At 68.7% G+C, this 24,754-nt stretch carries 25 protein-coding genes; 13 read left to right on the top strand and 12 right to left on the bottom strand.

All coding sequences use genetic code 11. The annotated features are described in order from the left end of the window. Positions 1–82: 82 nt before the first annotated feature. The 5 genes from DBO33_RS39250 to DBO33_RS39230 all read left to right on the top strand — a co-directional run bounded on the left by DBO33_RS39250 (position 83) and on the right by DBO33_RS39230 (position 2,983). The gene (locus DBO33_RS39250) at positions 83–436 is read left to right on the top strand and encodes a DUF4229 domain-containing protein (RefSeq protein ID WP_107659534.1); all 354 of its coding nucleotides are present in this window, start codon (positions 83–85) and stop codon (positions 434–436) included. After that, positions 433–1,518, top strand: coding sequence for an L-cysteine desulfhydrase Cds1 (cds1, locus tag DBO33_RS39245; RefSeq protein ID WP_107659533.1), 1,086 nt, complete (start codon positions 433–435; stop codon positions 1,516–1,518). The genes DBO33_RS39250 and cds1 overlap by 4 nt, the downstream gene beginning before the upstream one ends. 182 nt (positions 1,519–1,700) lie before the next feature. Next, a complete protein-coding gene (locus tag DBO33_RS39240) occupies positions 1,701–1,922 on the top strand; it encodes a helix-turn-helix domain-containing protein (RefSeq protein ID WP_107659532.1) in 222 nt (73 codons plus the stop codon). Further along, positions 1,922–2,506, top strand: a complete 585-nt coding sequence (locus tag DBO33_RS39235; RefSeq protein WP_107659531.1) for a Clp protease N-terminal domain-containing protein — start codon at positions 1,922–1,924, stop codon at positions 2,504–2,506. Before DBO33_RS39240 ends, DBO33_RS39235 begins: the two co-directional genes overlap by 1 nt. Before the next feature lie 93 nt (positions 2,507–2,599). Further along, a complete protein-coding gene (locus DBO33_RS39230) occupies positions 2,600–2,983 on the top strand; it encodes a phage holin family protein (protein ID WP_107659530.1) in 384 nt (127 codons plus the stop codon). Here the strand turns inward: DBO33_RS39230 and DBO33_RS39225 are convergent, their stop codons facing one another. Together DBO33_RS39225 and DBO33_RS39220 are read right to left on the bottom strand one after the other, a co-directional pair. Continuing rightward, positions 2,984–3,853, bottom strand: coding sequence for a 1,4-dihydroxy-2-naphthoate polyprenyltransferase (locus DBO33_RS39225; protein ID WP_107659529.1), 870 nt, complete (start codon positions 3,851–3,853; stop codon positions 2,984–2,986). It abuts the gene before it with no gap. A gap of 90 nt (positions 3,854–3,943) precedes the next feature. After that, a complete protein-coding gene (locus tag DBO33_RS39220) occupies positions 3,944–4,411 on the bottom strand; it encodes an SRPBCC family protein (RefSeq protein WP_107660981.1) in 468 nt (155 codons plus the stop codon). Positions 4,412–4,497: 86 nt separating this feature from the next. Here DBO33_RS39220 and DBO33_RS39215 point away from each other — a divergent pair, with 86 nt between their 5' ends. Further along, on the top strand, positions 4,498–7,875 hold the full coding sequence (locus tag DBO33_RS39215; RefSeq protein ID WP_107659528.1) for an AfsR/SARP family transcriptional regulator: 3,378 nt from the start codon (positions 4,498–4,500) through the stop codon (positions 7,873–7,875). A gap of 79 nt (positions 7,876–7,954) precedes the next feature. Here the strand turns inward: DBO33_RS39215 and DBO33_RS39210 are convergent, their stop codons facing one another. Next, positions 7,955–8,791 carry an ABC transporter permease gene (locus DBO33_RS39210; protein WP_107659527.1) on the bottom strand — a complete coding sequence of 279 codons (837 nt, stop codon included), beginning with the start codon at positions 8,789–8,791 and terminating at the stop codon, positions 7,955–7,957. Beyond that, a complete protein-coding gene (locus tag DBO33_RS39205; protein WP_107660980.1) occupies positions 8,788–9,774 on the bottom strand; it encodes an ATP-binding cassette domain-containing protein in 987 nt (328 codons plus the stop codon). The genes DBO33_RS39210 and DBO33_RS39205 overlap by 4 nt, the downstream gene beginning before the upstream one ends. A 92-nt stretch (positions 9,775–9,866) precedes the next feature. Between DBO33_RS39205 and DBO33_RS39200 the strand changes: the two genes are divergently transcribed. Together DBO33_RS39200 and DBO33_RS39195 are read left to right on the top strand one after the other, a co-directional pair. Continuing rightward, positions 9,867–10,097 carry an antitoxin gene (locus tag DBO33_RS39200; protein WP_107659526.1) on the top strand — a complete coding sequence of 77 codons (231 nt, stop codon included), beginning with the start codon at positions 9,867–9,869 and terminating at the stop codon, positions 10,095–10,097. Continuing rightward, entirely contained in the window at positions 10,097–10,525 is a 429-nt protein-coding gene (locus DBO33_RS39195) for a TA system VapC family ribonuclease toxin (protein WP_107659525.1), read from the top strand. Before DBO33_RS39200 ends, DBO33_RS39195 begins: the two co-directional genes overlap by 1 nt. Positions 10,526–10,535: 10 nt before the next feature. On the opposite strand, the gene menE is transcribed toward DBO33_RS39195, so the two are convergent. The 3 genes from menE to DBO33_RS39180 all read right to left on the bottom strand — a co-directional run bounded on the left by menE (position 10,536) and on the right by DBO33_RS39180 (position 13,377). After that, a complete protein-coding gene (gene menE / locus DBO33_RS39190; RefSeq protein ID WP_107659524.1) occupies positions 10,536–11,669 on the bottom strand; it encodes an o-succinylbenzoate--CoA ligase in 1,134 nt (377 codons plus the stop codon). Between the two features lie 420 nt (positions 11,670–12,089). Next, positions 12,090–12,482, bottom strand: coding sequence for a VOC family protein (locus DBO33_RS39185; RefSeq protein ID WP_107659523.1), 393 nt, complete (start codon positions 12,480–12,482; stop codon positions 12,090–12,092). Between the two features lies 1 nt (position 12,483). After that, positions 12,484–13,377, bottom strand: coding sequence for a 1,4-dihydroxy-2-naphthoyl-CoA synthase (locus DBO33_RS39180; RefSeq protein WP_107659522.1), 894 nt, complete (start codon positions 13,375–13,377; stop codon positions 12,484–12,486). Positions 13,378–13,470: 93 nt separating this feature from the next. On the opposite strand from DBO33_RS39180, the gene DBO33_RS39175 reads away from it, so the two are divergent. The 3 genes from DBO33_RS39175 to menD all read left to right on the top strand — a co-directional run bounded on the left by DBO33_RS39175 (position 13,471) and on the right by menD (position 16,522). Then, complete coding sequence (locus tag DBO33_RS39175) at positions 13,471–14,127, top strand: PaaI family thioesterase (protein WP_107659521.1); 657 nt, start codon at positions 13,471–13,473, stop codon at positions 14,125–14,127. A gap of 143 nt (positions 14,128–14,270) precedes the next feature. Then, on the top strand, positions 14,271–14,717 hold the full coding sequence (locus DBO33_RS39170) for a DUF6918 family protein (protein ID WP_107659520.1): 447 nt from the start codon (positions 14,271–14,273) through the stop codon (positions 14,715–14,717). A gap of 161 nt (positions 14,718–14,878) precedes the next feature. Continuing rightward, positions 14,879–16,522 (top strand): 2-succinyl-5-enolpyruvyl-6-hydroxy-3-cyclohexene-1-carboxylic-acid synthase, encoded by a 1,644-nt coding sequence (gene menD, locus DBO33_RS39165; RefSeq protein ID WP_107659519.1) that lies wholly within the window; start codon positions 14,879–14,881, stop codon positions 16,520–16,522. A 24-nt stretch (positions 16,523–16,546) separates the two neighbouring features. Here the strand turns inward: menD and DBO33_RS39160 are convergent, their stop codons facing one another. Further along, positions 16,547–16,786 carry a hypothetical protein gene (locus DBO33_RS39160; RefSeq protein WP_199856893.1) on the bottom strand — a complete coding sequence of 80 codons (240 nt, stop codon included), beginning with the start codon at positions 16,784–16,786 and terminating at the stop codon, positions 16,547–16,549. 133 nt (positions 16,787–16,919) lie between these two features. After that, entirely contained in the window at positions 16,920–17,156 is a 237-nt protein-coding gene (locus tag DBO33_RS39155) for a hypothetical protein (RefSeq protein WP_107659518.1), read from the bottom strand. A 228-nt stretch (positions 17,157–17,384) separates the two neighbouring features. Between DBO33_RS39155 and DBO33_RS39150 the strand changes: the two genes are divergently transcribed. Continuing rightward, on the top strand, positions 17,385–17,963 hold the full coding sequence (locus DBO33_RS39150) for a TIGR03086 family metal-binding protein (protein ID WP_107659517.1): 579 nt from the start codon (positions 17,385–17,387) through the stop codon (positions 17,961–17,963). 6 nt (positions 17,964–17,969) lie between these two features. On the opposite strand, the gene DBO33_RS39145 is transcribed toward DBO33_RS39150, so the two are convergent. Continuing rightward, positions 17,970–18,590 carry a TetR-like C-terminal domain-containing protein gene (locus tag DBO33_RS39145; RefSeq protein WP_107659516.1) on the bottom strand — a complete coding sequence of 207 codons (621 nt, stop codon included), beginning with the start codon at positions 18,588–18,590 and terminating at the stop codon, positions 17,970–17,972. A gap of 82 nt (positions 18,591–18,672) precedes the next feature. Here DBO33_RS39145 and DBO33_RS39140 point away from each other — a divergent pair, with 82 nt between their 5' ends. Beyond that, positions 18,673–19,707, top strand: a complete 1,035-nt coding sequence (locus DBO33_RS39140; protein WP_107659515.1) for an aldo/keto reductase — start codon at positions 18,673–18,675, stop codon at positions 19,705–19,707. A 17-nt stretch (positions 19,708–19,724) separates the two neighbouring features. Here DBO33_RS39140 and DBO33_RS39135 read toward each other — a convergent pair whose 3' ends face one another. Next, positions 19,725–23,900: a bifunctional nitrate reductase/sulfite reductase flavoprotein subunit alpha gene (locus tag DBO33_RS39135; RefSeq protein WP_107659514.1), complete on the bottom strand. Its 4,176-nt coding sequence runs from the start codon at positions 23,898–23,900 to the stop codon at positions 19,725–19,727. Between the two features lie 112 nt (positions 23,901–24,012). Continuing rightward, on the bottom strand, positions 24,013–24,717 hold the full coding sequence (locus tag DBO33_RS39130) for a demethylmenaquinone methyltransferase (protein ID WP_107659513.1): 705 nt from the start codon (positions 24,715–24,717) through the stop codon (positions 24,013–24,015). Positions 24,718–24,754: the final 37 nt, after the last annotated feature.

The following is a 24,754-nucleotide window of genomic DNA, read 5'->3' as shown; positions in this document are numbered from 1 at the left end:
ATAGACAAATCGGATACGCTCTACGACCTCGGCAACAGGTGTGCGCCGAGCGCGGGCAACAGCTTCGCATAGGCTGATCGACGTGAGTGACGCAACTCCACCTGATGGTGCTCCAGGACAGCAAACCGCTGGCGCGGGCCGTCGGCTCGCCCGCGATCTCGGTCTGTACACGGTGGCCAGGCTGGGCCTGGTCGTGCTGATCACCGTGCTGATCATGCTGGTGGCCCGGCTGGTGTCGGTGGACATCCCGCTGGTGGTCGCCGCGCTGTTCGCGCTGATCATCGCCATGCCGCTGTCGCTGACGCTGTTCAAGCGGCTGCGCACCCGGGTCAACGAGGACATCGCGGTGGTGGACGAACGCCGCAGGCACGACAAGGCCCAGTTGCGCGCCCGGCTGCGCGGCGAGGCCCCCGAGGACAATCAGGGGACATCGTGAAGTCCTGCGATCGCAGCACCCCGCGCGATTGGGTGGACAACGCGGTGCGGCTCATCGATGCCGACGCCCAGCGCAGCGCGGACACCCACCTGCTGCGCTACCCGCTGCCCGCCGGGTGGAATGTCCAGTTGTATCTGAAGGACGAATCCACCCATATCACCGGCAGTCTCAAGCATCGGCTGGCCAGATCCCTGTTCCTGTACGCGATCTGCAACGGCTGGGTCGGCGAGGGCACCACGGTGGTCGAGGCGACCTCGGGCTCCACCGCGGTCAGCGAGGCGTATTTCGCGAAGCTGCTCGGACTGGATTTCGTCGCGGTGATGCCCGCGAGCACCTCGCCGCAGAAGATCGCGCTGATCGAAGCGCAAGGCGGCCGTTGCCATTTCGTGCAACGCCCACCCGACATGTACACCGAGGCGGCCCGCCTCGCCGCCGAGTGCGGCGGCCATTTCATGGACCAGTTCACCCATGCCGAGCGCGCCACCGACTGGCGCGGCAACAACAACATCGCCGAATCCATTTTCCAGCAGATGGCGTTGGAGTCCCATCCCGTGCCGGAGTGGGTGGTGGTGGGCGCGGGCACCGGCGGCACCAGCGCCACCATCGGCCGCTATATCCGATACCGAAGGCACGCAACGAAATTGGCCGTCGTCGATCCGGAGAACTCCGCGTTCTTCGGCGGTTACGAGACCGGCGACGCGGGTTATGAGACCGGAATGTCTTCGCGCATCGAGGGAATCGGCCGGCCACGGGTGGAGCCGTCGTTCGTCGGCGAGGTGGTCGATCGCATGATCGAGGTGCCCGACGCGGGCTCCATCGCGGCGGCGCGATACGCGAGCCGGGTGCTCGGGCGCAGAGTCGGCGGCTCCACCGGCACCAACCTGTGGGGCGTATTCGGCATCATCGCCGAGATGCTGGCCGCTGGGCGCGGCGGCAGCGTGGTCACGCTGCTGTGCGACGGCGGAGACCGTTATGCCGGAACGTATTTCGATGACGCGTGGGTCGAGTCCCAGGGCCTGAGCCTTGCCGAACCGACCGCGATCCTGGACAAGTTCGCCGCTACCGGCGAATGGACGGGCTGAGCACCTCTCATCGGGTCGGGCCGAACGCTACTTAACGATCCATTGAAGGCCACCTTCACTCGGGAACAGCACCCGATCGAAGGTGGCCTTCGTGCTGTCCGCCCACTCCTTCGCTGAAAGCGAACGCGCAGCGCGTCAATTTTTGTTGACAATCGTCCTTGTCGTCAATCAAAATTGACGACATGACAGAAGCAACCACTCTGGCGGCCGCCGCGGGCAGCCCCGACCCCGAAGTCGGGCTGCGGGCGGTGCTCGCCCTGCGACGGCTGCTCGAACGCCTCGAGGCGATCCAGGTGGCCAACGCTCGCGAACAGGGCTGGTCCTGGCAGGCGATCGCGGAGGCGCTCGAGGTCAGCAAGCAGGCAGCCCACCAGAAATACAACCGGAAAGGCAGGAACCGCTGATGTTCGAACGGTTCACCAAGTCGGCGAGATTGGCCGTCGTGACGGCCCAGGAGGACGCGCGCGAACTGCGCTCCGCCACCATCGAGATCGAGCACGTGCTGCTCGGCTTGCTGTCGCAGGGCGAGCACGATCTGAAGGCGCTACTGGCCGACGCGGGCATCACCCACGACAGTGTGATGAGCGCGCTGGCCAAACGCGGAAAGGGCGAACCGCTCGGCGCGGAGGACGCGGAGGCGTTGCGTTCGATCGGCATCGATCTCGACGCCGTGCGCGAGACCCTGGCCGAGAACTTCGGCGAGGACGCCCTCGATCGCGCGGCACCGCGGGAGGAGAAGCGTGGCCTGTTCGGCTGGGGTCGCGGCGGCGACTTCGGGCACATCCCGTTCACCCGGGACGCGAAAAAGGTGCTCGAACTGTCGCTGCGGGAAGCGCTGGCGCGCAAGGACAAGGCCATCGAATCCGGGCATCTGCTGCTCGGGATCCTGCGTGCCCCCAATCAGACGACCTTCGGCCTGCTCGGCGGTTCCGACCGGATACACGAGTTGCGGCCGAAGGTGCTCGCGCTGCTCGATCGCGCGGCCTGAAGCGGCGGCCGGGTGCACCGCATGACGCGCTGAAGTCCGGCGTCGGCCGCGTCGGGCCGAGCGCAGGCCCGGCACTCGCCTTAGCATGAGCGCATGCAGCTTCTGATTCGGTTGGTCATCAACGCGGTAGCCATCTGGCTGGCCGCCGCCTGGGTCGACAAGATCGACATCATCAGTCCGGCGGAGCACGGCAACGGCGGCAAGATTATCGTCCTGCTCGCCGTCGCCGTGGTGTTCACGGTGGTGAACGCACTGGTCAAGCCGATCATCAAGCTGCTGTCGCTGCCGCTGGTGATCGTCACGCTCGGCCTGTTCCTGCTGGTGATCAATGCGCTCATGCTGTGGCTGACCGCGAAGATCACCGAGACCACCGACTACGGCCTGCGCGTCGACGGCCTCTGGGCGGCGATCATCGGCGGCCTGATCGTCTCGATCGTCAACTGGGTCCTGGGCATCTTGGTCCCGGACGGCGACTAGTTACCCGAAGCTGATGGCCAAGGCGGTGAGCGCCGACCAGGCGAGCATTGCCAGGCCGGAATCGCGCAGCGCGGGAATGAGTTCCAGGCCGCCCTTGCCGGATCGGACCGGGGCATTGGCGCGCACCGCGAGCGGGATGGCGAGCAGGCCGACCAGCGCGAACGGGGTGCGCGCCACCAGCAGCAGGGTGCCGAGGAACGGGACGGTCAGCAGGGCGAGCTGCAGCGTCCTGGTGCGCGGGTCACCGAGTTTGACCGCGAGGGTGACCTTTCCGGATTGCGAGTCGGTCGGGATGTCGCGCAGGTTGTTCGCGACGAGCACCGCGCTGGAGAACGCGCCGACCGAGACCGCGAGCACCGCACCGGCCCAGTCGATCCGCTCCGCCTGCACGAACTCGGTGCCGAGCACACCGATCAAGCCGAAGAAGACGAACACCGCGATCTCACCGAATCCGCTGTAGCCGTAGGGCTTGCTGCCGCCGGTGTAGAACCAGGCACCCGCCAGGCAGGCCACGCCGACGAGCAGCAACCACCACGCCGTCGTCGCCGCCAGCACGAGGCCGACCACCGCCGCGATGCCCAGGCTCAGCATTGCCGCATTGCGCACCGCCGTCGGCGAGGCGAGGCGCTGCCCGACCAGGCGTACCGGGCCGACCCGTACGTCGTCGGTGCCGCGAATGCCGTCGGAGTAGTCGTTGGCGTAGTTGACGCCGATGATCAGGGCCAGTGAAACCAGCAGCGCCAGAACGGCTTTCCACCACACCGCGCCGTCGAGCGAGGCGGCGGCACCGGTGCCTGCCAGCACGGGGGCGATTGCGTTCGGCAGGGTGCGTGGACGCGCGCCCTCGATCCATTGCGCTGCAGTAGCCATTCCCGCAGCATAATGTCGCCACCGGATCCGGGCCGCTCAGAGCCCGCGCTCGAGCGGGTCCGGACCCGCTCGCCCGCCGCTGTCAGCCGCTCAGCGCCCGTTGGCCTCGGCGACCGCCTTCAACCGGGCGAGCCCCTTCTCGAAGTCCTTGCCGACGATCCGGTCGGTCGGGATCACCTTCGACAGCACGCGCATCAACCCCCGCTGCTCGCCGGTCATCCGCCAGACCACCTCGGTGGCACCGGACTCGGTCGGGTTCAGCTCGAACACGACCTGGTTGGTGGCCTTCCACGGCTTCTCGAAGATCAGCCGGATACCGACCTCGCGCTCGGCGCTTGCGATGATCTCCATGTTTCCGCTGCCGACCTTGCGGTCACCGATCCAGGCGTACTTGGCGCCGACGCCGGCGTCCGGCCCGGAATAGGTGCGCTGCAGCTGCGGATCGATCTCCTCCCACGGCGACCACTTGGTCCACTCGTGCAGGTTATCGATCAGCCCGTGAATCCGCGACGGCTCGGCCGAGATCACGGCCTGCCGGACCACTTCGAACTCAGCCATGCGCACAGCGTAGGCGACCGACCACTGGAAATGGGGTGAAAACCATGTCGGCCCGGTCAGCGCCGCTCGCATACGATGGCCGCGGGATGTTGTCGGATCAGAGCGGCCCGAACGGTCGCGGTCAACTGTTGCGGGCGCCCGCAGGTGAACCGGTGGTGGTCGCCCTGCTGGGCGAGATCGCGCTGCGCCGAGACGGCGCGCTCACCGCGCCACCCGGTGCGCGTTCGCGCTTGCTGCTCGCCGCTCTGGCGTTGCGGCCCGGCCGTAGCCGCAGCGCCCAGTCGCTGATCGACGACGTGTGGGGCGAGCAGCCGCCGCGCGCGCCGATGAACGCACTGCACACCCAGGTGTCCCGGCTGCGTTCCGCGCTGCCGGACGGTGCGCTGGAAATCGGGCCCGCCGGATACCGGTTGACCCTGCCCGCGGGCCAGGTGGACCTGACGCGCGTCGCCGAACTCGGGCAGCAGGCCCGCGCCTGCCGGACCGCGGGCGACGATGCGGGCTGCCTCGAGCTGGTCGCGCAGGCCCGTGCGCTGTGGCGTGGCGAACCCGGCGCCGATCTGCCGCCGGGCGAGGTCGCCGACGCACTGGACGCCGCGGCGACGAGCAGGCTGGCCGAACTGGACGCGCTCGAGCTGGCGGCCCGCGAGTCGATCGGCGACCTCGACGGTGCGTTGCGCATTGCCCGGCTCCGGGCCGAGGTCAACCCGGTGGACGAGTCGGCTCAGCTGGCGGTGATGCGACTGCTCGCCACGGCGGGCCGGCCCAACGAGGCCCTGGAATCGTTCGCCGCCTTCCGAATTCGGCTGGTCGAGCACCTCGGTGCGGACCCCGGACCTGCGCTCGTCGAGCTGAACACCGCGATCCTGCGCGGCGAACCATTGAGCCCCAACGGTTCTGCCGTCCGCTTTGAGAGTCGTCCGCAGACACCCAGCCCTGCAACACTTTCCGGCGACGGCAGTCCCGCACCACTCGACGCCACCACCGAGTTCGGTGTGCCCGCGGCGATCGGTCTGCGGGCGGCGCCCAACGCACTACTCGGTCGCGAGGACGATCTGGCCGCGCTCGACACCCTGCTGCGCACGTCCAGGGTGACGACCGTGCTCGGCCCAGGCGGGTCGGGAAAGACGCGCATTGCCAACGAAGTCGGTGCCCGCGTCGCGGGCGCCCGCCGCGTGGTGCTGGTGGAACTGGCCTCGCTCCGGGCCGACGCCGCCGACGCCCCGGTCGAGATCGAGGCCGCGATCAGCGCCGTGCTCGGCCTGAGCGACCTGACGTACGGCACCACCAACTTGATCAGCCGCGTCGATGCCCGTAAGCGCCTGCACGAAGCCGTGTCCGCGCGCCCCATGCTGTTGATCCTGGACAACTGCGAGCATGTGATCGATGGCGTCGCGGTGGTGGTCGCCGACCTGATCGGTGCCGCCGATCGGCTCACTGTGCTGACCACCAGCCGGGCGCCGTTGATGATCACCGCCGAAACCGTCTATCCGCTACCGTCATTGACGATCGATCCGGCCGGGTCGCCCGCGACGGAGTTGTTCGCGGCGCGGGCCAGGTCGATCCGCCCTGGTGTGCGGCTCGACCCCGACGTGGTCGCGCAGCTGTGCCACACCCTCGACGGGCTGCCGTTGGCCATCGAACTCGCCGCCGCGCGGGTCCGGGCGATGAGTGTCGAGGAGATCAATCTCGGCCTGACCGACCGGTTTTCGCTGCTTCGCCACGGCGATCGCAGTTCGCCGGAGCGCCACCGCACCCTGCACGCCGTGATCGACTGGAGCTGGAATCTACTCGACACCGCGCAGCAGGCTGCCCTGCGCCGATTGTGCCGATTCCCAGCCGGTTTCACCTTGTCCGCCGCCGAGGTGGTCGCGGGCGGCCCCGAGATCGACGATGTCGCCGCGGCGGTGGACGGTTTGGTGAACCAGTCGCTGCTCACCGTGCTGGACGAGGACGCGCTCGGCACCCGGTACCGCATGCTGGAGACGGTTCGCGAATACGGTGAGGAGCAGCTGGCCGCCCGGCCGGGCGAAGCCGATCTGGTCACCGCTCGAATGATGGCGTGGGCCAGGGCTTTCGCCGTGGACGTGGTGGGCGGCTACGCCACCGGTGACCAGGTGCGGCTCGCGCTGTCGGTGGCCACCGAGCTGGACAATCTACTCGCGACGCTGCGCACCGCGATCGACAATCGGGACGCCGACACCGCCTACACCGTCTTTCCGGTCGTCGCAGGCCTGTGGATGCTGCGCGGCTCGCACATGGAGGTGATCGCCTGGGCCAGGCGGATCGCCCCGCTCGAGCCGGACGCGAGCAGCCCGGACGCGCCACCCGCCGATCTGGTGCTGATGAGTTATCAGACGATGGTCCTGCACTTCACCCACCTGCCCGGCGCGGTGCGCGAACTGGCCCGGATGCGTACCCGGGTGCGCCGAATGCAGCGCGGCCGTACCGATCTCAGCTCCAGCCTGCGCTTCGTCAGCGGCCTCGTGCTGTGCAGGCCCGACGGTCGCGGCCTGGCCAGGTTGATCGCGCGGGCCGTTCGATCCCGGGATGCCGAAACCCGGGGCAGCGCACTGCTGTTGCGCGCGAACATCAAGGAGAACCTCGGCGACGTGCGCGGCTCGACGGTGGACGCGGTCCGCGCGCAGGACATCTTCGGGCCGGAGAACGTATGGAACGCGGCCATGGTGAGCAGGCACCTCGGCCAGGTATACGGCCAGATCGCGGAGTACGCGGAAGCGGTTGTGCACTACCACCGTTCGCTCGACATGCTGCAACGGCTCGGTGCCTACGAGGACACCGTCGAGACCCGCAGCATGCTGGTCGCGGCGCTGTTGGGGGCGGGCGAACCGGCGGCGGCCGAGCACGAGCTCGACCTTGCCTTCAGCTCATCCGAAGTCGAGAACACCGTTCCGGCGAAGAATCATCTGCTCGCTGTCGTCCTGCACAGTGCCGCCGAGGTGGCACTCGCCAAGGGCGATATCGCGGAGGGTCTGCACCGCTACGACCGGGCATTGAAGCTGTCCGGCTGGCCGGACGTCGACAGCGGTCCAGGGCAGGGCCTGCTCATGCTCGCCGCTTCGGCGGTGGATGCGCGGGTGCTGTACGGCGCGGCCGAGACGGCGCGAGAGTTGGTCGAGCAACTGATCGCGCGTGCGCCGGCGATGATGGTGCAGTACACCGATCTGCCGCAGATCGGCGGCATCGCCTGCGCCGTCGGCTCGTATGCGATCGCCGCCGGGCAGGATCCGATCCGCGGGCTGGAATTGGTCGCCTTGGCACCGAATGTGTACTGCCGCCAGGACTATCCGTCCATGCGCTGGTCGACCCACGCCGAGCTGGCCGCCCGGCTGCTCGGTGCGGACCGGTTCGCGCAGGCGCGGGCCGCGGCGGTCCCGCTGCGCAGACAGGCCTCGGCCGAACGAATCCTGCAGCTATTGCGGGAGTTTCAGCACACACGCTGATCCGCCTGTTCGATGTGCCGACGACACGATGCCGGGCGACCACTGTCGCCCGGCATGGTGTCCCTTCGGTTTTCGGCTGTCATGCCCGGCGCATGTACGCCTTGACGGCGAGCGGGGCGAAAACGGCGATCACCACCACCGAGCCGATCAGCGAATAGGCCAGGTTGGCGCCGTAGACGTTGCCGTTCATCAGGTCCTGGCACGCGTTCACCATGTAGTACACGGGATTCACGTGGTTCACGCCTTGCAGCCAGCCCGGCATCGTCTGCACCGGCGCCAGCGCGCCGGACATGAACGTCAGCGGGAACATGATGATCATCGAAATGCCCTGCACGCTGGAGGCACTCTTGCCGGTGACACCCACCAGCGCCCAGATCCAGCTGACCGCGAACGAGCACGCGATGATCACCAGCGCGGCGGCGAACACACCGGCGAAACCGCCGCCGGGCCGGTAGCCGAGGCACAGCCCGACCACAATGGTGAGCACCGTCGCGATGGTGTAGCGCACCATGTCGGCGATGAGCGCACCGGCGAGCGCCGAAATGCGGGCGATCGGCAGGGATTTGAACCGATCGAAGACGCCCTTGTCCATGTCCTCGCGCAGCTGGGTGCCGGTGACGACCGAGGTCAGGATCACCGTCTGGACCAGGATGCCCGGGATGAGGGTCGGCAGATAGTCGTGCACGCTGCCGCCGATCGCGCCACCGAAGATATAGGCGAACAGCGCGGTGAACAGGATCGGCTGCACCGTCACGTCGAACAGCTGTTCCGGGTTGTGCTTGATCTTCAGCAGGCCGCGGTAGGCCATCGTGAACGAGGTTTCGACGGTGCGGCGCAATGGGAGACGGTTGCTGACCGCGGGAATGTTGACCGGCGCCGCGCGGCGCGGTGTGGTCGGTGCGGTGATGGTGGTCATGCCGCGCTCCGTTCGGAATCGTTGTCGGCGGCCGGGTGGCCGGTGATGGTGAGGAAGACCTCGTCGAGGCTCGGCTTGCTGACGGTGATCTCGTCGATCCCGATCTCCCGCTCGCGCAGGCGGATCAGCAGATCGGCGGTCACTCCGGCGTCACGCAGCGGTGCGGTGAGCCGACCGGCCTCGGGCGTGACCACGGCGTCCACGCCGAGGAATTCGCTGACGATGCGGCGGGCCGTCTCGAGCAGAGCGCGGTCGACCAGGGTCAGGTGCAGCGAGGAACCGCCGACCGAGGCCTTGAGTTCGTCGGCGGTGCCGTCGGCGATCACCCTGCCGTGGTCGATCACCGCGATGCGGTCGGCCAATTGGTCGGCCTCGTCGAGGTATTGGGTGGTCAGCAGCACCGTGGTGCCGCCGCGGACCAGTCTGCGGATGGTCTCCCACATCTGCGCGCGGGTGCGCGGATCGAGTCCGGTGGTCGGTTCGTCGAGGAACAGCAGCGGCGGCGTCGCGATCAGGCTGGCGGCGAGATCGAGCCTGCGCCGCATGCCGCCGGAGAAGTTCTTCAGCGGCTTGGCCGCCGCTTCCATCAGGTCGAACTCCTCGAGCAGCTCGACCGTCTTGCGGCGAGCATCGGTCCGGCTGAGGCCGAGCAGGCGGGAGAACAGGATCAGATTCTCGGCGGCCGACAGGTCCTCGTCGACCGAGGCGTACTGCCCGGTGACGCCGACGAGGGAGCGCACCGCCGTCGGTTCGGCGACCACATCGTGGCCGAAGATGCGGGCGCTGCCGCCGTCGAGGCGAAGCAACGTGGCCAGCATCTTGATGGTTGTGGTCTTGCCCGCGCCGTTAGGCCCGAGCACGCCGTACACCGAACCCTGCGGCACGGCCAGGCTCACCCCGTCGACGGCGCGCTGGTCCCCGAACACCTTGACCAGCTCGTCCGCCTCGACGGCGAGTGCTGAAGTGGGTGTGAAAGAAGTCATGAGGATGACTGTGTGGCCCCCCTCTTGCATGACCCTTGCACGGCAGTGTCACCGCTCTTGCATCAGATGCGATTCCGAGTAGCATCAGATGCATGCGCACGACAATAGACATCGACGCGGTCGTCTTGGAACAGCTGCGGCGTCGGGCCAAACGGGAGGGAAAGACCTTGGGCCAATTGGTTTCCGAACTGCTCGCTCGTACGCTCGCGGAGGACGCGCAGGTAGTCGCCGCCGATATCGCTTGGCCGAGCACGACTCTGGGCCTGCGAGTCGATATCGAGGACAAGCACGCGCTGTACGCGGCGCTGGACGTGGATGCTTGATGTCGCGCACCGTCGACACCAACGTCCTGATCTATGCCTCGGATACCGGTTCGCCGGTGCACCGGCAGGCCGCCGCGCTCGTGCAAGACCTGCTGCGCGGGCCGGAACTGACCACCCTCTTCTGGCCCGTCTTGCAGAGCTATCTGCGCATCGTCACGCACCCGACGATCTGCTCGTCGCCCCTACCGATCGCGACGGCACAGCAGGCAGTCGAGGCGGTGCTGGCGTCGCCGTCGATCCGGGTGGTCGCCGAGGGTGAAAACTTCTGGCGTTGCTATCGCCAGGTCGGTGGCGGACGCGGCAACGAGGTGCCCGACGCGGTGATCGTCGCACTCATGCTCGAGCACGGCGTGTCGACGATCTACAGCCGGGACAGGGACTTTCGCAAGTACCCGGCTATTTCCGTCCGAGACCCGTTCGCGGACTGAGCCGCCCGGGTCAGCGCGCCGAGTCGGCGAGCAGGTTCTCCCGCAGCATGGTGCGGTCGGGCTTGCCCGGGCCGCGCATCGGGATCTCGTCGACCAGGGTGAGTTCGCGGGGGGCCGCGAAGGCATCGAGTTCGGCCGCGACGAATTCGCGCAGTTCCTCGAGGGTCGGCACAGCCCCGGGCGCGGGGACCACCACGACCGCGACGCGTTGGCCGAGGCGCTCGTCCGGCAGGCCGAGCACCACGCACTCGCGGATCGCCGGATGGTTCATCAGCACGGCCTCGATGACCTGCGGGATCACCAGGAGCCCGCCGGTCATGATCGCCTCGTCCAGCCGGCCGGTGATACGCAGCCTGCCGTCGTCGAAGACACCCGCGTCCTCGGTGCGGAACCAGCCGGGCTCGGCGAAGGCGGGATGGCCCGGTTGGCCGCGGTAACCGGAGGCGATCATCGCACCGCCGAGCAGCACCCGGCCGTCCTCGATGCGAACCTGCGTGCCGTCCAGCGGGATGCCGTCGTACACACACCCGCCGCAGGTCTCGCTCATGCCGTAGGTGCGAACAACGTTGATACCGGCCGCTTTCGCGCGCTCGTACACCGGCGGCGGCGTGGCCGCACCGCCGACGAGAACACCGTCCAATGCGGCGAGCGCCGCCGCGGCGACGGGTGCGTCCAGCGCCTTGATCAGCTGGGTCGGCACCAGCGCGGTGTAGCGGCGATCGCCGCGCATGCTCGACACGGCACCGGCCAGCGCCTCGGGCAGGAAACCGCCCGACACATCGAGAATGGTGGGCTGGGTGCCGGCCAGGATGCTGCGCAGCAGCACCTGAATGCCCGCTATATGGTGCGTCGGCAAGGCGAGCAGCCAGCTGCCCGGACCACCGAGACGGTCGTGCGTAGCGGTGCCACTGGCCCGCAGCGCGGCGGCGCTGAGCATCGCGCCCTTGGGCACCCCGGTGGTACCGGAGGTGGTCACCACGAGCGCGACCTCGTCATCGATCGTCTCGCCGGGCGCGAGCGCGTCACTGAGCCGCCTGGCCTCGCGGCGGTCGCTGGTCGGGATCGGCAGCCACGCGGGACCGCTGCCCTCCAACGCTTCTCGCAGATGCGGCAGCACCTCGCCCGCACCGGAGCCGGTGGGCATCGGCAAAGTGCGAAGAGTACGACTCACGACTGCACCTCGCTGGCGCTCGGCTCCGTCGTTCGCGAAGACGCTGTGCCGATGGCTCGCTCGCTCGCGACCACCTCACCAGCGCCAAGACACCCGTTGGGCTTACTCACAACCCCACTGCGCTCGCTCACGTCAGCGATCGTGTCATGGCCGCGTCGCCGAACGCGGAACGGGTGGTCGGTTTGCGGGGGCGGCGCGAGACATGTGCGGCCGCCCCCAGGAAATGGGGCTCAGGTACGCCAGGCATCGAGACTGCGATTCACTCGTCGGACGGGTTACGCATGGTGGCCGGGCCGGACATCGGCGGTCGGGGGCCTTCCGAGCGCTATCGTCCTCGCCGTGGCGCGCCTTGGCAACTCGGTCCGGTGGCCGAGTGTGCGTACAAATGAAATGTCAGTCCGCTGACCAGCGCGGATCCCTGCGGATCGGATGCGAGGGCGGCACCTCGACCAGCACGATCGGCACCCCATCGGGGTCGCGCACCCACATTTCGATCAGTCCCCACGGTTCCTGCACGGGTGCCCGGTCGATGGGGATGCCTTTCACCGCGAGTTCCGCGGCCGCGTCCGCGACGTCGCGCACCTGCAGCCAGATCGCGCCCTGGAAGGACGACGACTCACCGGATCCGCCGTGCGCGGCCACCTCGATCAGCGACTGCCCGGCGAAGAACACCGTGCCGCCCGGATACTCACGCGCGATCGCCAGCCCGAGCCCGTCGCGATAGAAGTCGAGGGTCCGCTGGTAATCGGCGGGCCGCAGAATGATTCGGCTGCTGAGAATGTCCATGTCAGAAGTACCAGGGGTAGGGGGTCCAGTCGGGCTTGCGCTTCTCCAGGAACGCGTCGCGGCCCTCGACGGCCTCGTCGGTCATGTAGGCCATGCGCGTCGCCTCACCGGCGAACAATTGCTGGCCGACCAGTCCGTCGTCGAGCAGGTTGAACGCGTACTTGAGCATGCGCTGCGCCTGCGGTGACTTGCCGTTGATGTCCGCGGTCCATTCCAGCGCAACATTTTCCAGCTCGGCGTGGTCGACCACCTTGTTCACCGCGCCCATCTGGTGCATCTCCTCGGCGGTGTACGGGCGGCCGAGGAAGAAGATCTCGCGGGCGAACTTCTGGCCCACCATTTTCGCGAGATAGGCGCTGCCGTAACCGCCGTCGAAGCTGCCGACGTCGGCGTCGGTCTGCTTGAAGCGGGCGTGCTCGCGGCTGGCCAGCGTCAGGTCGCAGACCACGTGCAGGCTGTGCCCGCCGCCCGCGGCCCAGCCGTTCACCAGCGCGATGACCACCTTCGGCATGAACCGGATCAGCCGCTGCACCTCGAGGATGTGCAACCGGCCCGCGCGCGCCTGGTCGACGGTGTCCGCGGTGTCGCCGCTGGCGTACTGGTAGCCGTTGCGGCCGCGGATGCGCTGGTCGCCGCCGGAGCAGAAGGCCCAGCCGCCGTCCTTCTCGCTGGGGCCGTTGCCGGTGAGCAGTACCGCGCCGACGTCCGGGGTCATCCGCGCGTGGTCCAATGCCCGATAGAGTTCGTCGACCGTATGCGGGCGAAACGCGTTGCGTACCTCCGGTCGATTGAACGCGACACGGACCGTGCCCTGTTCGATGTGCCGGTGGTAGGTGATGTCGGTCAGATTCTCGAACCCGGGGACGGGTCGCCACAACTTCGGAGTGAACGTCACCCCAGTGATTATTGCCCTCGGTGCGCGGGTGGCTGATCCGGTGTCCGAAGTGTCCCGACTTGACGGTGTAAAACAACGGGTTACCGTGCAGGTATGAACGAGCGAGTGAAACCGGTTATCGACCGCAGTGCGGTGGACGAGTCCCGGTACGAGAAACACGGGGGATTTCCGAAGGTGTCCCGCGCGAAGATCGGGCGCAACTTCGCCCCGTTCGTCGAGGCGATGCGCACCTTGCAGGATCTCGCGGTTTCCGTTGACGCACCCGACGAGGTCTTCGGTGACGCGCTCGCCCAGGCCGAACAGCTGATCGCGCTGCTGGATCCCTACCGCGCACCGGAATTGCAGGGACCGGCGGGCCGCGCCGTCGAACTGCCCGGCCGCGGCAGTCTGCTGTTGCTGCCGTGGCGGGTGACCGAGGCGGGTCCGGACGGCATCCGGATGACCGGTGAGTTCCGCCGTTTCCACCTCGGCGGCAACGGCGCCGCGCACGGCGGCGTGCTGCCGCTGCTGTTCGACGATCTGCTCGGCATGATCGTGCACTACGCCGGACGACCAATCAGTCGCACCGCGTATCTCCATGTGAATTACCGCAAGATCACCCCGCTGGAGACGCCGCTGACCGTGCGCGGGCGGGTCGATCGGATCGAGGGCCGCAAGACCTTCATCACCGCCGAATTGCTCGATGAGCAGGGCAATGTGCTCGCCGACTGCGAAGGATTGATGGTCCAGTTGCTGCCGTGGCAGCCATGAGCGACCGTCCGGTCTGTATTTGCGGTGGCGCAGGCCACGTTTGGGACGCACCGCGTTAGCGGGTGAGTGCCGCGACCAGTTGCGCGGGGATGCGTATAGTTGCGCCTGCTCGTTCATCGAAACCTATTCCGGAGGACCTGAAAGTGGTTGCAGCACTGTCTGAATCCCTGCTCGACGACGCCAAGCGCCCGGCTTTCCTTGCCGATGCCGTCGAGGTTCTTGATGCCGAGGTCTCGGACAAGGGTGGTGCGTCCGGCCTGGCTGTGAAGGGTGGCTACGCGGCGGTCAAGAAGATCAGCCCGTCGATCGTGCCCGACGCCCTGGAGTCGTTGGCGCCCAAACTCGTTGCGCAGCTGGACCCGTTCTGGCAGGAATACACCGCTACGGGGTCCGGCACGTTCGGCGATCTGCTGGTCGCCAAGTCCGACGAGGTTGCCGAGGCCTTGCTCTCGGTCACCGACGCCCGCGCCGAAGCCTCCACCCGGCCCGCGCTGAAGAAGGTCTACTCGTCGATGCGTTCGTCGGCGAAGAAGAACGTCATCGAGGCGCTGCCGCGCGTCGGCGACCTGATTCAGAAGCACGCCAACTGAATCAAGACCGTGCACGACGAACGCGTCGCACATCGACCGGCCGCCTGCGGCCGTACTTTCCGATGTGCGGCGCGTTCTGCGTTTCGTGGGAGTGCAACACCCTCGCCGGGTGTGAGCAGGGCGACGAAGACGGGACGCGCACTGTCTGAGAGGCTGGAGAGGTGAACCCGTCTACAGCACAAGCGCAGGTCGTGGTGGACGAACTCGCGCGTGGGGGTGTGCGCGACGTCGTCCTGTGTCCCGGCTCGCGCAACGCGCCGCTGGCCTTCGCACTGCAGGCCGCCGACGCGGCCGGTCGGCTGCGGCTGCACATGCGCATCGACGAGCGGACGGCCGGATTCCTCGCCATCGGATTGTCGGTGGCCAGCCGCCTGCCGGTGCCCGTGGTGATGACCTCGGGGACGGCGGTGGCCAATCTCGGCCCGGCCGTGCTGGAGGCCAATTACGCGCGCATTCCGCTGGTGGTGCTCAGCGCCAACCGGCCCTACGAGATGCTCGGTTCCGGCGCCAATCAGACCGTGGAGCAGCTCGGGCTGTTCGGTAGCCAGGTCCGCGCCACCATCAGCCTCGGCCTCGCCGAGGAGGAGGCCCAGACGGCCGACTGTGTGGCGTACGGCCACCAGAACAGTCAGTGGCGCTCGGCCGTCTGCCGGGTGCTGGCGGCGGCCCGCGGCACCCGCTCCGGCAATGCGGGCCCGGTGCACTTCGACATCCCGCTGCGCGAACCGCTGGTGCCCAATCTGGCGCCGGGCGAGACGGCGCCGGGCGGCCGCGCGGACGACCAGGCGTGGACCAAAACCCAATACGCCACGCTCGATGTGCCGCTCGATCTCGATCTCACCCCCGACACCGTCGTCATCTCCGGGCCCGGCGCCGGGCTGCGGCCGGAACTCGCCGACCTGCCGACGGTCGCGGAACCCACCGCCCCGATGCACGGTCCCGCCCTGCATCCGCTCGCGCTGCCGCTGCTGAAGCCGCGCCAAGCCATCATCACCGGACGGCCGACACTGCACCGTCAGGTCTCCAAAGTCCTTGCCGATCCGGCGGTTCGGGTCTACGCGCTCACCACCGGCCCGCGCTGGCCCGATGTCTCCGGCAATGTGCTCGGCACCGGAACCAGGGCGGTCACCACCGGCGCCCCGCGCCTGGAGTGGCTGGCCTACTGCCGCGAACTCGACGCGAAAGCCAATCAGGTGGTGCGCGAGGAACTCGACCGGCATCCCAAGCCGACCGGACTGCACGTGGCCGCCGTGGTGATGAACGCGCTGCGCGACGGCGACCAGTTGCTGCTCGGCGCCTCCAATCCGGTGCGCGACGCCGCGCTGGTGTCGCACCCGCGCCCGGGCATCCGGGTGCTGTCCAACCGCGGTGTCGCGGGCATCGACGGCACCGTGTCCACCGCGGTCGGTGCGGCGCTGCGGCACGAGGGCCGCACCGTGGCGCTGATCGGCGACCTGACCTTCCTGCACGACGCCGCCGGCCTGCTGATCGGCCCCGGCGAGCCACGCCCCGCCGATCTCACCATCGTGGTGGCCAACGACGACGGCGGCGGCATCTTCGAACTGCTCGAGCAGGGCGACCCGCAGTACGCGGGCGTCTTCGAGCGCGTCTTCGGCACCCCGCACGGGATGGATCTCGCCGCGCTGTGTGCGGCCTATCGCATCCCGCACCGGCAGGTCGATCCCGAGCAGCTGGCCGTCGAACTGGCGGGCAACGCACACGGCACCCGGGTGCTCGAGGTCGCTACCGAGCGTTCCAGCCTGCGCGAGCTGCACGCGACGGTGCGCGCCAAGATCGGTCCCTGAGCCGGACTGCCCGGGCTACCGCGATCAGGCCGGATCCGGCTCGTCGTCGAGGGGTACGGGAATCGACTGTTCGAACACGTCGGCCGGATCGGCGCTCCAGGTGTCGCGGGCGACGCTTTCGGCAATCTCCTGGTCGATGGCGCCGTCCTGGTCGGGTTCGTCGTCGGCGTAGCGTGCGTCGTCCGGGTAGGCGGGCATGGACTGTTCGGCCAGGTCGGCCTCCGGAACGGCATTCATCTCGGTGGACGTGCTGCGATCGGTCATCGTGCGCTCCTCTCCGCAGTGGGTCTCGGTCGGGGCGTACCCAGTTGTGGCGCGCCACAATCAAGGCGGACAACAGTCCAGCACTGTCGAGCATGCGCCAGGTCCGGTCACCGAGCAACCCCGCGGCGTCCGGTTACTCGCCGTCGAGCGCCCCGGTGCCGTTGGCCGGATATTCGACGAGGGCCAGCGTGCGCCCTGCCATGAATCGTGCGGTCCGCACCGGTGTCCCGGTGCGCGTCACCTCGCTGACTTCCACCACACCGCGCGCGATGCGTACCTCGACTCGGCGCCCCGCACGGGTGGCGGCCACTTCATAACTGCGAGACCCGTCGCCGAAGTCGACAACGATCTCTACTCGATCACCCTTCATCTACCAATTGTCCGCTTTTCCAGCGCTTTTCGCGGTCACGACTTGGTCGCGGCGTACGCCGGTCGGCGGGGTCGGACGGGCCTGGCAGCCAGGCGAATTCGGCCGGCGACACGCGGCGCCGCGAGGGCTCGGGCGGGCCGCCGACCTCCGCGCAGGCGCGCACCGATGAATCCCGCTGCGCCGCACCGTCTGCACAAGAGGAGCCGTCCGACCTGCCCAGGAGAACCCATGAACCCGGAATTCGATTTCGAACCGGCCGCCACCGCACTCGAGGCCGTAGTCGTCCGCATCACCGATGAGCAGCTCGCCAACGAGACGCCGTGCGCGGATACCACCGTGCGCGATCTGCTCGCCCACGTCGTCGACCTGACCGAGGCGTTCCGCCAGGCGGCGACGAAGGAGGCGGTCGGGGGGTCGGTCGCACCCACCGTGGGGGAGGAGCGCGCGCTGACGGGCGATTGGCGCACGCGCATTCCCGCGCAACTGAAGGCGCTGGTCGCCGCGTGGCGCGAACCGGGCGCCTGGGACGGCGTGACGGAGGCGGGCGGGGTCAGCGAGCAGGCGCCGGTGATGGCCATGGTCGCGCTCGACGAGCTGGTCGTGCACGGCTGGGATCTGGCCGAGGCCACCGGTCAGCCTTTCACTGCGACGGCCACCGATCTCGCCATCCTGCTCGACATGCTCCGGGAGAACCCGCCCGAGGGCACCCCGGGTCTTTTCGGCCCGGTGCTCCCGGTCCCCGCCGAGGCCTCCGCGCTCGACCGGGTGCTCGCGCTCACCGGTCGCAGCGCCGCCTGGGCCGGGTAGCGCGACTCACTGTTCGCCGGTGACGAATATGCCTGCGCTGACCGCGTTTACGGCGGCGCGGGCGGCGGACGTCACGGCGTGCTCATCGATCGGGTCGCCGCTGGCGAGCAGGCGGTAGTACAGCGGGGCGGACACTGCCGAGAGCACGGCGCGGGGATCGGTGCCTGCGGGCGCCTCGCCCCGTTCCACGGCCCGTTCGACGCAAGGTGACCACTCGGTGAGCCGGACGTCGTAGAAGCGGCGCAGGGCCGCAGCGGCGGCCTCGTCACAGGTGGCTGCGGCGATCACGGCCTGAAAGAGCCTGCCCTGCCGGGGATCCGTCAGTGTTCGGGCGACCAGGCGGGCATTGGCGGTGAGGTCGCCGAGCAGCGATCCGGTGTCGGCATGCGGCAGCGACTGCTCGGCCATCTCGGCCAGCAGGTCGGTGACCAGACCGGTGGGGGTGCGCCAGCGGCGGTAGACGGTGGTCTTGCCGACCTCGGCGGCGGCCGCGACCTCCGCGAGGTCCAGGTGCGCGAAACCGCGCTCGGCGAGCAGGTCGCCCGCGACGTGCAATACGGATTCGCGCACCCGAGCGGTGCGGCCACCAGGGCGGATCGAGCCGGGAACCGCCTCGTCTCCAGTCATAATGGGTCTCCAGTTTCATTTAGCGTCGATCGGGTGTACCGTTCGACGTGTTAACGGAACTATAGACCCTTTAGGAGTCACAATGGAGTACCGGCGGCTTGGTGCATCAGGTCTGCACGTTCCGGCTCTGAGCTTCGGCGCAGGCACCTTCGGTGGACGCGGCGAACTGTTCAGCGCCTGGGGCGACACCGATGCCGAGCAGGCGCGGCGGTTGGTCGACATCAGCCTGGAGGCGGGCGTCACCATGTTCGACACCGCCGACGTCTACTCCGACGGCGCCTCGGAGGAAGTGCTCGGCGCGGCCATCAAGGGCAGGCGCGATCAGCTGCTCATCTCCACCAAGGCCTCGCTGCCCACCGGCCCGGACCCGACGCAGGCCGGTTCCGGCCGCGCCCGGCTGGTCGGCGCGGTGGAAGCCTCGCTGCGCAGGCTCGGCACCGACTACATCGACCTGTTCCAGCTGCACGCCTTCGATGCGGGCACCCCCGTCGAAGAAGTTGTTGCCGCACTGGATGATCTGGTGCGCGCGGGCAAGATCCGCTACCTCGGCGCCTCCAACTTCGCCGGCTGGCAGCTGATGAAATCCCTTGCCGCGGCGGACAAGCACGGGCTCACCCGCTATGTCGCGCACCAGGTGTACTACTCGCTCGTCGGCCGCGACTACGAGTGGGAGCTCATGCCGCTCGGTCAGGATCAGGGCGTCGGCGCGGTGGTCTGGAGCCCGCTCGGCTGGGGCAGGCTGACCGGCAAAATCCGGCGCGGCCAACCCCTTCCGGAGGGCAGCCGGTTGCACCAGACCGCCGCCGCTGGCCCGCCGGTCGACGACGACAAGCTCTACGACGTGGTCGACGTGCTCGACGAACTCGCCGCCGAAACCGGTAAGACCGTCCCGCAGATCGCCCTCAACTGGCTGCTGCGCCGCCCCACCGTCGCCACCGTCATCGTCGGCGCCCGCAACGAGGACCAGCTACGCCAGAACCTCGGCGCCATCGGCTGGGAACTGACCCCCGACCAGATAACCCGCCTCGACAAGGCCAGCGCCACCACCCCGCCCTACCCCTACTACCCGTACTACCGCCTCGCCGACTTCACCCGCCTCAATCCTCCTGCGGTGTAGCCGAACCCGTGCGTCGTTCAGTAGACGTCGCGCACGTAGCGTTTCTGCGCGACCAGTTGTTTGCGGAAGGCGAGGGCGCCCGCTTCGTCGAGGTTGCCGTGGACGCGGGCGATGCGCAGCAGCGCTTCGTCCACGTCCTTCGCCATCCTGGTCGCGTCGCCGCAGACGTAGAGGTGCGCGCCGTCGCACAACCAGGACCACAGCTCGGCGCCGTGCTCGATCATCCGGTGCTGCACATAGATCCGCTCCCGCTGGTCGCGGGAGAAGGCCAGGTCGAGGCGGGTGAGGAAGCCGGAGCGGAACATGTCTTCCAGTTCGGTCCGGTAGTAGAAGTTGCGCGCGGCGTGCTGTTCGCCGAAGAACAGCCAGTTGCGGCCGGTGCAGCCGAGCGCGCGGCGCTCCTGCAGGAAGCCGCGGAACGGCGCGATGCCGGTGCCGGGCCCGACCATGATCATCGCGGCGGTCGGGTCGGCGGGCGGCCGGAAGTGTGGTGCGCGCTGCAGGAAGATCGGCACGGCGGTGGGTCCGGTGCCCGCTCGATCGGCCAGGAAGGTCGAGCAGACGCCGCCGCGCCGGGCCGACGATCCGGTGGCGGCGGGATCGCCGTAGCGCACCACGCCGACGGTCAGCTGCACCTCGTCGGGGCTGACCAACGGGCTCGACGAGATCGAATACTGGCGCGGCTGCAGCTTTTTCAGTATGCCGAGCCAGTCGACCAAATCGGCCCGCACCGGGAAGTCGCGCAGCACGTCGACGGCCTGCCGGTCCCACAGGTAGTTGTCGAGTTCGATGCGATTGTCGCGCCGCAGCAGTTTGGCCAGCCGGGTGTTCGGGTTGCGTTCGGCGATGAAGGTGAGCAGGTCGTTGCTCACCTTGCTGATGTCGTAGTGCGTGCGCAACGCCTCGGCCAGCGACAGTTCGCGATCGTCGACCTCGATGATCCGGCGGCCATCGAGTCCGGCACCGGTCAGCCATTCGTCCACCAGTGCGGTGTCGTTGGTCGGCCAGACGCCGAGCGAGTCACCGACCTCGTAGTCGGCCTCCAGGCCCCGCAGATCGAAGCCGAACTGCCGCACCTCTTTCGGCGAGTCACTGAGGGTGAGCGGCTCGTTGCGCACCAGCGCGGCGGGGACCGGTGCGTGCCGGGTGAACGGCGCGATCTCCCGCCGGGTGCGCCCCGGCGCGGGGGCGGTCGCGCGGGTGAGCACCGCCGTCATGGTGCCGCCGCCTCGACTGGGTGCCGGTACTTTCGCAGGCGGGCCCGGATCAGTTTCCGGCGCAGCGGTTTCCACGCCCTCGCCGAGCAGCGCCACGATCGCATCGAGCCAGCGCTCGGCGGGCTCCAGGAAATCCGGCTCGCTGTCGACGCGGTCGAGCAGCCGCACCGCACCGTATTCGGCGAACCGTTCATCGAGTTTGCGGCCGTGCCCGCAGAAGTCGTCGTACGAGGAGTCGCCGAGGGCGAACACCGCATAACGCACGCCGGTGAGGCGAATCGCCTTGCTGTCCAGCTGGTTCCAGAAGTCGGCGCCGTTGTCCGGTGGCCCGCCGTCGCCGAAGGTACTGCTGATCACCAGCACGTCACCGGTCAGCGCGTCCACCGCACACGAGTCCATGTCGAGCAGTCGTGGCGCGAAACCGCATTCGGTGAGCCGCGCGGCCACCGTCGCGGCGAGTTCCTCCGCCGTGCCGGTCTGCGAGGCCCACAGCACGGTCACCGGGTGGGCGCTCGCCGCCTCGGGTGCCGCGGCGCGGGAGTACATGCCTGCCAGCACGCCATCGATCCACAGCCTGCTCTGCGCGGACATCGGCGCGGCGGCGGGCAGCACCGGCTGGCCGGTCACCGGAACCGCCTGTAGCGCAGCGAGATACCCGCTGAGATAGATCCGCTCGGTCTCGGTGAGCATCGGGGTGACGGCGGCGTCCAGCCCGAACAGGGCGGCCAGCGGATGCGCGGCGGCCAGCGCGGGCGTCGGCACCGCGGGCGAGTGCGGCGGATCGGCCTCCGGCACCGCCACTCTGCGCAGCGAGACCGCGCACGCCTTGAACTCCGGCTGCAGTGAAGCCGGGTCGACGGCGTCGTTGGTGACCGCGTTGATCGTCAGATACTCACCGTGCTCGTCGTTCCAGTGGAACGGCGCGAAGCAGTCGCCGGGCCGGACCCGGTCGCTGATCTGCACCGGCAGCACGGCCCGCCCACGCCGCGAGGCGATTTCGAGCTGGTCGCCCGCGCGCACCCCGAGACGTTCGGCGTCGGCCGGGTGCACCTCGACGAACGGCTGCCCGTTCAACTTGTTCAGCTTGTCGATCTTGCCGGTCTTGGTCATCGTGTGCCATTGGTGCTGCAGCCGACCGGTATTGAGGACGAACGGGAAGTCGTCGTCGGGCAGTTCCGCGGGCGGCAGATGCGGGCGCGGCCAGAACACGGCGCGCCTGCTCGGGGTGGCGAACGCCAGCCTCGGCCGATGACCGGCGGCGTCGACGTGCAGCGGCTGGCTGACCCCGTCGTTGAGATAGCGAATCGCATTGCGCGCGCCGGCGCCTTCGGGACACGGCCACTGCATCGGCCCTTCCCTGAGTCGCTCGAAATCCATGCCGCGCAGGTCATATCCGGTGGCCGGGTTGGCGAACTGCTTGATCTCGGCGAAAACCTCGGCGCCGGAGGCGAAGTCGAAGCCCGGGAAGCCCATCGCGGTGGCCACCTGGGCGATCAGCAGCCAGTCCGGGCGGGTATCGCCGATCGGATCGACGGAACGCTGCAGCAGCGTGACGTTGCGCTCCGAGTTCACCATCACCGCATCGGCTTCGGCCCACAGCGTGGCGGGCAGCAACAGGTCGGCGTAGGCGTTGGTGGCGGTTTCGGCGTACGCGTCCTGCGCGATCACCAGTTCGGCCGCCTCCAGTCCGTCGAGCACGGTCTTGCGGTTGGCCACCGTGGCAACGGGATTCGTGCAGATGATCCAGGCGGCCTTGATGTTGCCCGCCGCCAGCTCGCGGAACATCTCGATGGTGCCCGGGCCCACCTCGTCGCGAATCGTGCCTGCCTCGAGTCCCCAGGCGGTTTCCACGAACGCGCGGTCGGCGGGGGAGAGCACGCTGCGCTGGCCCGGCAGGCCAGGACCCATGTACCCCATTTCGCGGCCGCCCATCGCATTCGGCTGTCCGGTCAGCGAGAACGGTCCGCTGCCGGTGCGGCCGATGGCGCCGGTGGCCAGGTGCAGATTGCAGAGCGCGTTGGTGTTCCAGGTGCCGTGGGTGGACTGGTTGAGCCCCATCGTCCACAGCGACATCCACTCGCCGGCCGCGCCGATCCACTGTGCGGCGGTCCGGATATCGGCTTCGGCGAGCCCGGTGATCTCGGCGACCCGCGCGGGCGGATAGTCCGCGAGGAACTCGGGCATCCCGGCCCAGCCCTCGGTGTGCTCGGCGATGAAATCCTGGTCTACGTCACCGTTCTCGACCAGCAGATGCAGCAGTCCGTTCAACAGCGCCAGGTCGGTGCCGGGCGCGATCTGCAGGAACAGGTCGGCGCGCGCCGCGGTATCGGTGCGGCGCGGGTCGACGACGATCAGCTTGGCACCGGCCTTGACCCGATCGACCATGCGCAAGTGCAGGATCGGATGACAGTCGGCCATGTTCGCGCCGATCACGAAGAACAGGTCGGCGTGCTCGAAGTCGTCGTAGGAGCCGGGCGGCCCGTCCGCGCCGAGCGACTGCTTGTACCCGGTACCCGCACTCGCCATGCACAGCCGCGAGTTGGCCTCGATGTGCACGGTGCGCAGGTAGCCCTTGGCCAGTTTGGTCGCCAGGTACTGTGCCTCGAGCGACAGCTGCCCGGAGACGTACAGCGCGATCGCGTCGGGCCCGTGCTCGTCGAGGATCGCCCGCAACCGGTCGGCCGCCTCGCGCACCACGTCGTCGACCGGCGCGGGCACCGGCTCCTGCCCGCGTTCGGGCCGTCGGAACGCGGTCTCCATCCGGCCGGGCGCGCGCATCAGTTCCAGGTGGGTGGCGCCCTTGGTGCACAGCCTGCCCGCGTTCGCCGGGTGCAGCTTGTCCCCGCTGACCTTGGCGATCACCGGTGCCCCGTCGGCGCCGGCCCGCGTCTGCACCGTGACGCCACAACCGACGCCACAGTACGAGCATGCCGTCCGCGCGGTGCCGTCCGCGCGCGTCGTGCCTGCGTCCACCATGCCCCGATCATGGCCATCGCCGATTGCGGCGGGTTTACCGCGCGTTATCGCCAGATGACATTGCCCCTCACAGGCGGAAAAATCGCCGGTGAGGGGTGACGCAGGTCGCTGATCAGCCCAGGTTGTACGCGCGATGCAGCGCGACGATGCCGCCGGTGAGGGTGCGCCACTTCACCGAGGACCACCCGGTGCTCGCGATCCGCAGCGCCAGTTGCCGCTGGTTCGGCCAGGCGCGGATCGACTCGGCCAGGTAGACGTAGGCGTCCGGATTGCTGCTGACCGCGCGGGCCACCTTCGGCAGCGCCTTCATCAGATATTCCATGTATACGGTGCGGAAACCCGGCACGACCGGCGTGGAGAACTCGGCGATGACCAGCCTGCCGCCCGGCTTGGTGACCCGCAGCATCTCGCGCAGCGCGGCCTCGGTATCGGAGATATTGCGCAGCCCGTAGGAGATCGTCACCCCGTCGAACGAGTCGTCGGCGAACGGTAGCGCCAGCGCGTCGGCCGCCACCATCGGCACCTTGCGGTGCCTGCCTGCGGCGAGCATGCCCTGGGAGAAGTCGGCGGCCAGGCACCAGGCGCCGGATTTCGCCAGATCGACCGTGGACACCCCGGTGCCCGCCGCGAGGTCGAGGATCCGCTCGCCCGGGCGCGGCGCCAGCGCCTTGCGCACCGCCCAGCGCCAGTAGCGATCCTGGCCGCCGGAGATCACGGTGTTGGTCAGGTCGTACCGTCGCGCGACACCGTCGAACATCGTCGCCACCTCGCGCGGCTGCTTGTCCAACGAGGCCCTGGTCGATTCTGTTTTCGCCACGGTTGACCCTAACTCTCGCAGCGCGGCGCGCCGAGGG

Origin of the sequence: Nocardia suismassiliense, from assembly GCF_900269665.1 — a bacterium.
In the GTDB taxonomy this organism is placed as follows: domain Bacteria; phylum Actinomycetota; class Actinomycetes; order Mycobacteriales; family Mycobacteriaceae; genus Nocardia; species Nocardia suismassiliense.
The sequence above is the reverse complement of the archived record's forward strand: the minus strand, read 5'-3'. Positions and strand labels throughout refer to the sequence as shown.